The following is a 3,896-nucleotide window of genomic DNA, read 5'->3' on the forward strand; positions in this document are numbered from 1 at the left end:
AAAACTTAAGATAAATCTTACTCCAGAACAATTAGTTTCTCACACCATGTTTATGAGATATCCAAAAGAGTTCTTTGAATTCTATAGAGATAAACTTATATATCCAGAAGCTAAACCTAATGCAGCACATATAGCACTTGCTAAACTTGAAGAAATGGGCAAACTTAAAGCTATAGTTACTCAAAATATTGATGGCTTACATCAAGCTGCTGGTTCTAAAAATGTATTTGAACTTCATGGTTCTGTTCTTAGAAATTACTGCATGAGCTGTAATGCTTTCTATGATGAAAAGTTTATTTTAGAATCTAAAGGAATACCTACTTGCCCTAAGTGTGGCGGAAAGGTTAAACCAGATGTTGTTCTTTATGAGGAAGGATTAGATAATGATGTGATTAATGGTGCAATAAGAGCAATATCACAAGCTGATACTTTAATTATTGGTGGAACTTCACTTGTTGTCTATCCTGCTGCTGGACTTATTGATTATTTTAGAGGTAAAAATCTAGTTCTAATTAATAAGAGTTCAACTTCTGCTGATAATAAAGCTAATCTTGTTATTCATGAGGCTATTGGAAAAGTTTTAAGGGAAGTTGTTAATAACTTATAAAATTAGGCTAATTACGTTTATAAGCTTTTAAACATAATTAGCCTTTCTATTTTTCACACTACCTTTTTAATAATTCTATTTATTTATTTTCATACCATTTTATTGTATAATTTGTTATAAAAGGAGATGTTTTTTTATGAAAAGTATAGAAAAAAGATATCAAATATTTATTAGTTCTACTTTCAATGATTTAGAAGATGAACGTGAATCTGTTATGAAAGCTATTCTTAATGTTAATTGTTTCCCAGCAGGTATGGAACTATTTCCTGCATGTGATTCAGAGCAATTTGAATATATACAAACTATTATTGATAAGAGCGATTATTATGTATTAATTATTGCGGGAAGATATGGTTCAGAAGATGATAATGGAATTAGTTATACTGAAAAAGAATATGATTATGCACTATCAAAAAATATACCTATACTTACTTTTGTATACAAAGATATCATTAATCTTCCGTTAAGTAAAACAGACAATAATTCTGCAAAATTCAAAAAGCTACAAGATTTTATTCAAAAAGCCACACATGGAAGAATGGCAAGCTTTTGGAATAATAAATATGAATTACAAGAGCAAGTAGAAAAAAGTTTACGTAACTCTTTTATTACTCATCCACGTACTGGCTGGATAAAGGGTGATTCACTACTATCGAATAATGAACCGTTACTCCCAAAGAAGAAAGTTACTCCTGAAAATAATAAAGATAAACTATTACTTGCTATCTATAATGAATACTCAAAAGACATTTCCGATATGGAAAAAAATATAAATCCAAAAATATTAAATATAGATTCAACTGCATTTCCTTCTCTATTAGAAAAATTACAAAATGAATCACTTATTATCGATGTCTCTTTTGCTAGAGGTAACGGAAGAATATTAGCTACATTTACTCATGACATAAAAATAACCCCAACTGGTATAAATTACTTAAAAAACAAATCATATATCTAATATTTTAACTTTAGAAATATTAATTAAATAAATGGAGGAATACTATGAAGTCTGTACTTTTAGGAAACGGTATCAATATACAATTTGGTGGTAAGGCTTATACAAGTGATTTTATCTTGAAAAGAATTAAATTTAAAGCAAAACTAGGTTTCTATGATGATTTATTTCAACACACAATAACTGGAAATGAACTGCTTAATATCTTTAATGGTTTATCTAATATTGCTAATGATATCATAAAAGGGGATTGTAACATTTACGAAGCAGATACAGAAACTATTGATGCAATGAATGATTTTAAAAAAAGATATCCTCAAAAAATAAATAAATTACATGAAATAATGTTAGAAGATTGGTTTTTTCTACTTCATATATTTTTTCTACAAAATTACGATTTAAAATCAATTGCTAATACAGCTAAACAAGGCTTTGAACGCATAATACTTGATAGTATATTTAATTCTGGAAAAGTCCAAGACATATATCATAATATAAATAAAAACGTAAAAAAATTTATGTGTAACTTTGATAATATATTTACCTTAAATTATGATAATAATATTGAAAAATTAACTAAAAAGAATGTATATCACTTGCATGGCGACTTTAGCGAATTGATGAATAGCGAAAATCCTAAAAACGTTCTTGGATTTATTCGAGAAATGAACAATGCTAGAGTTATAACCCCTGGTATGGAGCATTGCTTTTGTACTGCTCTATTAAACTATAGTGGTAATAAAAAATATGTAACAGCAAAAAATAATCACAAATTAATAATAGAATCAAAAAAATATCTATTGGATTCAAAATCAAATTCCAATTTTATGAATACTCTTAAAACTTTTAAACAAACAAATTTAGATTTTTATAACTTTATTACTACATATATTAATAATCCCAATCTTATGCCTGCAACAGAATATTATTTTGATTTATTTGAAAATATTGAAGATGAACTAAGTATTATTGGCCTTTCTCCCAATAATGACAACCACATCTTCAACTGTATTCTTAAAAATCCTAAAATTAAAAAAGTATATTTCTATTATTTATCAAACGAAGATAAAGATTTTATTGAAAAGAAATACGATAAATCAATCTTTGAATGTAAAAGTGTTACAGAACTGTGGAATACCTTAAAGTGTAATAATAAACAATATAACATAAAACTATCAACCCCAAGGGATATTGATAAGTTTATAACTGCGTTTAATACATTATCTGATGATGTTACATCAAAGGATAGAATTTTAAATGAAGCAAAATCAATTCCTCAATTTGAAGTCGCTAGACTATGCAAATTAGTAAAAGCAGATATGCTTAAAAATAAAGGTTTTGATACTCCAAAAAATGAAGATGAATTGCTTAAATCTTTTCATAGTATAAGCTATATCGCACTACAAGAAGGAATACTTCCATCGACCTTATATTTACTTTGTATTATGAATTATTCTCTTTTAAAATAGAGTAAAGATTTAGCGGGTTTACATTCCTATCTCCACTGAATCTAATATTCCAGACTTCAGAAGTGCCAGTGGTTTATGGAACGAAAAACTTAAGATAAATCTTACTCCTGAACAATTAGTTTCTCATACTATGTTTATGAGATATCCAGAAGAATTCTTTGAATTTTATAGAGATAAGCTTATATATCCAGAAGCTAAACCTAATGCTGCTCATATAGCCTTAGCTAAGCTTGAAGAAATGGGCAAACTTAAAGCTATAGTTACTCAAAATATTGATGGCTTACATCAAGCTGCTGGCTCTAAAAATGTTTTTGACCTTCATGGATCTGTTTTAAGAAATTACTGCATGAACTGTCATGCTTTTTATGATGAGAAATTTATTTTAGAATCTAAAGGCATTCCTACTTGCCCTAAATGTGGTGGAAAGGTTAAACCAGATGTTGTTCTTTATGAGGAAGGATTAGATGATGATGTGGTTAATGGTGCTATAAAAGCTATTTCTGTGGCTGATACTTTAATTATAGGGGGAACTTCTCTAGTTGTTTATCCTGCTGCTGGACTTATTGATTATTTTAGAGGTAAGAATCTTGTCTTGATTAATAAGAGTTCAACTTCTGCTGATAATAAAGCTAATCTTGTTATTCATGAGGCTATTGGTAAAGTTTTAGGTAAAGCTATTAGTAGTTTATAAAAATTACTTTTATAATGTTATTTAATTATAATAGCTGATTTGTTATTAAAATTTTTTAATAACAAATCAGCCTCATTAATTTGAGGGCACTGAAAAACTTTAAGTTTTTCTAGTGCGCTATTCCAAAATCAAAAAGGAGTTAATTAAACTAATAAATTTTAGTTACATTAACTC

Annotated in this window: 3 protein-coding genes and 1 pseudogene; all 4 read left to right on the forward strand. The window is 27.7% G+C overall.

The window, feature by feature from the left end:
• The coding region (locus BM384_RS16075; protein ID WP_139232159.1) for an NAD-dependent protein deacylase at positions 1-607 on the forward strand (607 nt) is incomplete at its 5' end.
• 136 nt (positions 608-743) lie between these two features.
• A complete protein-coding gene (locus BM384_RS16080; protein WP_090015136.1) occupies positions 744-1,565 on the forward strand; it encodes a YjcQ family protein in 822 nt (273 codons plus the stop codon).
• A 44-nt stretch (positions 1,566-1,609) separates the two neighbouring features.
• On the forward strand, positions 1,610-3,031 hold the full coding sequence (locus BM384_RS16085; protein ID WP_090015138.1) for a hypothetical protein: 1,422 nt from the start codon (positions 1,610-1,612) through the stop codon (positions 3,029-3,031).
• Positions 3,032-3,059: 28 nt separating this feature from the next.
• Positions 3,060-3,722: pseudogene (locus tag BM384_RS16090) on the forward strand (NAD-dependent protein deacylase); the annotation flags it as partial.
• Positions 3,723-3,896: the final 174 nt, after the last annotated feature.

Origin of the sequence: Clostridium sp. DSM 8431, from assembly GCF_900116755.1 — a bacterium.
GTDB lineage: Bacteria > Bacillota > Clostridia > Clostridiales > Clostridiaceae > Clostridium.